This is a genomic window from Chamaesiphon polymorphus CCALA 037 (assembly GCF_003003845.1).
In the GTDB taxonomy this organism is placed as follows: Bacteria; Cyanobacteriota; Cyanobacteriia; order Cyanobacteriales; family Chamaesiphonaceae; genus Chamaesiphon; species Chamaesiphon polymorphus.
Window position 1 is genome coordinate 1 of sequence record NZ_PVWO01000370.1, and the last position, 5,901, is coordinate 5,901.

The 5,901-nt window shown below is 48.6% G+C and carries 3 protein-coding genes; 2 read left to right on the forward strand and 1 reads right to left on the reverse strand.

The features are described 5' to 3' along the window. The first annotated feature begins 10 nt into the window (after positions 1 to 10). A complete protein-coding gene (locus C7B77_RS21950) occupies positions 11 to 4,465 on the forward strand; it encodes a PKD domain-containing protein (protein ID WP_219892241.1) in 4,455 nt (1,484 codons plus the stop codon). Positions 4,466 to 4,652: 187 nt separating this feature from the next. Here the strand turns inward: C7B77_RS21950 and C7B77_RS21955 are convergent, their stop codons facing one another. Beyond that, positions 4,653 to 5,333, reverse strand: coding sequence for a recombinase family protein (locus C7B77_RS21955; protein ID WP_106309883.1), 681 nt, complete (start codon positions 5,331 to 5,333; stop codon positions 4,653 to 4,655). Positions 5,334 to 5,560: 227 nt separating this feature from the next. On the opposite strand from C7B77_RS21955, the gene C7B77_RS21960 reads away from it, so the two are divergent. Further along, positions 5,561 to 5,857, forward strand: a complete 297-nt coding sequence (locus tag C7B77_RS21960; protein ID WP_106309886.1) for a hypothetical protein — start codon at positions 5,561 to 5,563, stop codon at positions 5,855 to 5,857. The last annotated feature ends 44 nt before the right edge of the window (positions 5,858 to 5,901 follow it).

The following is a 5,901-nucleotide window of genomic DNA, read 5'->3' on the forward strand; positions in this document are numbered from 1 at the left end:
CCACGACTTAATGGCATCGGGGCTAGAAATTGGCGAACGCCGACTCCCCTCCGAACTAGACATCACCCTCGCCGCTGCCCCCAGCATCGACGCACGAGCCTACAGCGCACCCCTACTCGGCGTAGGCATCAATAACGGCGACTTTAGCATCGATAGTAACCAAGCAGCCAACTACGGCTGGCAAACCAACGGCGCAACCACCATTAGTAACGGCATTGCCACCCTCGCCGACACCTCCAAACAACTCGCCAGCCTCACCCAAAAATTCCTAATTCCCGCCAACGCTACCAAACTGCAATTTACGATTAAGAACTCCCAACTGCGGAGCGCGCTACCCAACACCGCCCCCACCCCCAACGACTCCTTTGAAGTCGCCCTCCTCGACGCTCAAATGAATCCCCTAGCGGGCAAAGCGCAAGGTTTATCGAATACTGACTCCCTGCTCAACATCCAAGCCGATGGCACCGTCTATTTTAGTGATAAGGTGCAAATTGGTGGAGCCACCATTAGCGGTGGTAAGATTGCCAATACTACCGATCGCACAGTCACGATCGATCTCACCGGAATTGCCAACAATACCGAAGCCCAGCTCTACTTCGATCTCCTCAGCTTTGGCTCTGGCGCATCCCAAGTCAGCATCGATAACGTCAAAATCTTCAACACCACTCAACCCGCACCGCGTCTAGATAATGCCACCCTGGCTACCAATCAAGCTACAGGATTAACTATTCCCCTCCCCACTGGTGTCTCCCTAGAGAGCATCGAACTAAGCACTCTCCCTCAACATGGCACCGTAGTCCGCAATCCGAGTAATGGCAAGATAACTTACACGCCCAACAGCGATTACGTCGGCGCAGATAGCTTCACATACCTTGGCATCGATAGCAACGGCCAAGTTTCTAATCCTGCCACCATTAATATTACCGTTAATAACGTCGCTCCCACGATCGAGAGCATCGTTATTCCCACCACCGTCAAAGAAGGACAAACCATCCCCCTATCCGCTACAGCCAAAGATGGCGGTAGTAGCAACAATCTCACCTACTCCTGGAACTTCGGCGACGGTTCCAACCCAATTATCGGACGCGATGTCAGCTACACCTACAAAGACAACGGCAACTATAACGTCACCCTCTCAGTCACCGATAAAGACGGCGGTACCACCACTCAAACCAGCCTCGTCAAAGTCGATAACGTCGCCCCCACCGTCAATATTACCGCCCCAGTCACCGACACCAACCAAGGCGGTACCCTTAACTTTGGAGTTACTTATACAGATCCCGGCATCCTCGATACCCACACCATCACCTGGAACTTCGGCGATGGTAGCGCGCCCCTAACCGGAGTCACCAACCCCAGCCACCTCTTCAGCCAAGCGGGTACCAAAAACGTCACCGTCACCGTCACCGATAACGATGGAGCCAGCACCAGCCAATCGATGGCAATCACTGTTACTAGCGTCGCGCCGACAATTAACTCGATCGATATTCCCACGAATATTAATGAAGGTCAATTAGTCCAACTCACCGCCACCGCTACGGGTACGGGTGCATTAACCTATAATTGGTACGTCGATAATGCCACTACCCCTATCGTCGGACAAACTCTCAACTATGCCTTTGCTGATAACGGGGTCTATCCAGTAAAATTAACGGTTATCGATAGTAATAGCGTCATTACCACTCAAACCGTTAGCGTCACCGTCAATAACGTCGCCCCGATTATCGTTAATATCATTAAACCCAGCCAGATAAACGAAGGCGAACCAGTCTCGTTCAAAGCCATCGCTACCGACCCTGGAATTAATGATAATCTCAGCTATGTCTGGAACTTTGGAGATAGTACTCCGCTAGTCAACGGCCAAAATGTGACTCACACATTTGCCGATAATGGCAGCTATAACGTCATCCTCAGAGTCACCGATTCTGATGGAGCCTTTGCTACACAAACTGTCAATGTCAAGGTAGATAACGTCGCTCCAGTTATTGCCTCGATTGTCAAACCTGCAACTATTAAAGAAGGCGAATCAGCAGAATTTAAAGCAACTGCCACCGATACAGGTGCTAACGATACATTAACTTATAACTGGAATTTTGGAGATAGTACCCCTGGATCGAGCGGTCAAAATGTCAACCACACATTTGTAGACAATGGCAACTATAATGTCGTGCTAACTGTGACTGACAAAGATGGTGGAGTTACCACTCAAACTGTCGTTGCTAAAGTCGATAATGTGGCTCCGAGTATTGTATCGATCGCGAAACCAACTACAATTAAAGAAGGCGAATCAGTCACCTTCAGTGCAACAGCAACCGATCCTGGCATTCTCGATACTCTAACCTATAGTTGGAATTTTGGTGACAGCACTCCTGGAGCGAGCGGTCAAAATGTCAACCATATATTCGTAGATAACGGCAACTACAACGTCACCCTGACAGTCACTGACAAAGACGGAGCTGCTACGACTCAAACTGTCGTGGCTAAAGTGGATAATGTAGCTCCGACTATAGTCAGCATCGCTAAACCAACAACCATTAAAGAAGGCGAATCGGTTGCTTTTGCGGCAACAGTGACCGATCCTGGTGTCCTCGACACGCTTACTTACAGTTGGAACTTCGGCGATAGCACTCCTGTGTCGAGCGGTCAAAATGTCAATCATACATTTGCGGACAATGGCAACTATAACATCACACTAACTGTTACCGATAAAGACGGAGCATCTACGACTCAAACCGTCGTGGCTAAGGTCGATAATGTGGCTCCAAAGATCGTATCGATTGCTAAACCAACCACAATTAAAGAAGGTGAATCAGTTGCTTTTGCTGCCACAGTTACCGACCCAGGAATTAACGATACCCTTACCTATAGTTGGAACTTCGGCGATAGTACTCCTACATCGCTCGGCCAAAATGTTAATCACACATTCGCCGATAATGGCAACTATAATGTTGTCCTAACTGTAACTGATAAAGACGGTGGAGTTACTACTCAAACCGTTGTGGCTAAAGTCGATAACGTCGCTCCAGTTATAGTCTCGATCGTCAAACCAAATACAATTAAAGAAGGTGAATCAGTAACATTTACCGCCACCGCGACGGATGTCGGTAGCAAAGACACCCTTACCTACTCTTGGAACTTCGGCGATGGCACCTCCCCAGTCACTGGACAAAATGTGACTCGCACCTTCGCCGACAATGGTAACTATAACGTCGTCCTCACCGTCACCGACAAAGACGGCGCAGTTACCACTCAAACAGTAGTTGTCAAAGTCGATAACGTCGCACCGACAATTACCAGCGTCACCCTCCCTCAAAACGTCCTCGCTGGCACCGCCGCTGCCTTCACCGCCACCGCCACCGATGTCGGAACTCTCGACACCCTCACCTATAGCTGGAACTTTGGCGACAACAGCACCCCAGTCAGCGGTCAAACCGTCAATCGTACCTACACCGCCGCTGGCACCTACACCATCATCCTCACCGTCACAGATAAAGATGGTGCAATCACCACCCAAACCCAAAACCTCACCGTTACCGCACCCCCAACCACAGGCGGCAGCGGCATTCGCGCTGGTGGTAATATTACCATCAACGGCAGTGCCGACTTCGACGGTAGCACCACCAATCGTACCGACGATACTCAAATCTATGCCGCTAAAGGTATCAGCCTCAACGGGAATATTAGCCTCCCAGTCAAGCGCGATAGCTCCGGCAACCCCCTCAAAGTCAACGGGAAGATCGTTTTAGTCGATAACCAGATTACCCTCGGTACGGGAGCCACTACTACCACCAATCCCAACCAATACACCAACTTTACCACTGCCGATCGAGCCATTACGATCCCTACCTACGCCGCTCTTCAACTTCAAGAGTTTACCCCACCAGCGAGTGCGACCGTCAACACCTTCAATGTCCAAACCACACCCATCCGTAACAGTGCCGACTGGACTACTAAATTCCCCGCTGCGGGTACCGCTAGCAATCCCACAGTCGTGAGAATTATCAATGGCGATCTCAATCTGCCTGCTAATATCAATTTGAGCAACTATATTTTAATTGTCGAAAATGGCAACATCAACTTCTCCCAAGGCAATCCAGTCCTCAATAATGTCAAACTGATTGCCAATGCCGGAAAGATCGATCTCAACTCGAATACTGCTACCAACCTCTCATTAAGTGCATCGGGGAATATTAACATCACTGGCAATACCAAGTTAGGCGGTACCAGTATCATCAGTAGTAATGGCAACATTACGACCAATGGTGGTCTGAGTATGGCAAGTAGTACTGCGACTGTGAGGATGGTTGCCCAAGGCGACTTCTCGGTTAGTGGCAATACTTCGCTTAAGGGTCAATTGTTCGCGAAGAAGAATATTACTATTAATGGTCAGACAACGATTGTCGGTAGCATCGATGCGCTGTTGAATCTGAGTATTGGTGGTAATACGACGATAGTGGCGAAGTAGTGCTAACTCACATCATCCACATCCGGCTGGGAAATCGCACCAGCCAATGTCTTCGCTGCCTTACCCTTCAACTGCTGTCGCCCATCATCACCCGCCAAGCTCATTGTCGTCTAACAATCTAATAATGGCTTGGTATAAAGCAGATTAAGCAATCGCTTTGACGATCGCTCGATTAAGCTTAGAGAGTTCATATTTCTAAATTTAATTGTCGCTTATAAACGGTACTGACTGTCTCAGAATACCAAAGCCCACCCCGCTTACTTTTAATGTTATTCTGATTCAAATAATTGGCAATCGACTGATAACTTTTGCCGGACTTTCGATGCCGACGAATAATCTCAATTGTTTCTAGCTCGCGCTCGTTGGCAACTAATTTAGTATCGATCGATTGCTTACCAAATTGGGGAGATCCGTAGGCATATCCACCGCCTGATGCTTTAGCTTTGCGGCCACCTTGGGTGCGATCGATAATCGTATCGCGCTCCAAAGCCGCAACTGCCGCCATCACGGTCAGGATCATCTTGCCGATCGGGGTAGATGTGTCAACTTGAATATCTAGCAGCACTAGAGATTTATTGTTGGGCTTGAGAACATCCTCCACCAGTGCTAAGACATCGCGAGTGTTTCTGGCGATCCGGTCTAGCTTCACCGCCACGATGCCATCAGCTTTGGTTTTGACTGATTCTAAAGCTTGGGCAAAGATCGGGCGGCTAGCGGCATCCTTGCCGGACTGGACTTCTTCAAATAGCTCGACTAACTCATGGTCGAAAGCCTGACAGTAGGCTTCGATCTTTTGCCGTTGCTCCGGCAATGAGGTGTTTTCAGCTTGAGAGCTGGTCGATACCCGCGCATAGCCGACTAATTTCATCTTTTAAGTACCGATCCACCTGGTTTTGAGCTGATTATATCATCAGAATTATACCAATAATTCTGATGATATGATAGTCGTAAGTGTCTTTGCTCATGCCAGCAAGTCGGTTATTGGTTGCCGAAATTGGCTAATTATCAAGACTCGGATAAAACTCGGATAAAATTGGTGTTTCAAAGCACATGACAATGGTAAGATCTAGGTGGAAAATCAGCCGCACATCCTTTATGTCATCACTCACTCCTGAAGACACTCAGGCAATTACCCGCTGGCGAACTATTAACGATCGGATGTTGCGAGAGCGATATCCTTATCACTATCTTGCCTGTGGCATAGACGAACTGATAGCGGCTGGAACCAATCTCAAATCTGTCGAGGAAGCAGCTAACTCAACTGGCAAGCCTTATATCTTAGATTGGATTCCCGCGCGCGTGGGTGATGTTTGCTTTTGGTGGGTGAAGTTTTATGGCATCAACAATAACGAGCCTTGGAACTCACGGTTCGCTCATTTTGGAGAGAGGTAGTCAAATTGGGTTAAAGTTTGACAATGAGCAAGCCTGTAACCTTA

What these genes read in the sequence shown, in the direction of transcription:
- C7B77_RS21950 (WP_219892241.1), top strand. Translation starts at nt 11, where the DNA reads ATGGCATCGGGGCTAGAAATTGGCGAACGCCGACTCCCCTCCGAACTA.
- C7B77_RS21955 (WP_106309883.1), bottom strand. Translation starts at nt 5,333, where the DNA reads ATGAAATTAGTCGGCTATGCGCGGGTATCGACCAGCTCTCAAGCTGAA.
- C7B77_RS21960 (WP_106309886.1), top strand. Translation starts at nt 5,561, where the DNA reads ATGTCATCACTCACTCCTGAAGACACTCAGGCAATTACCCGCTGGCGA.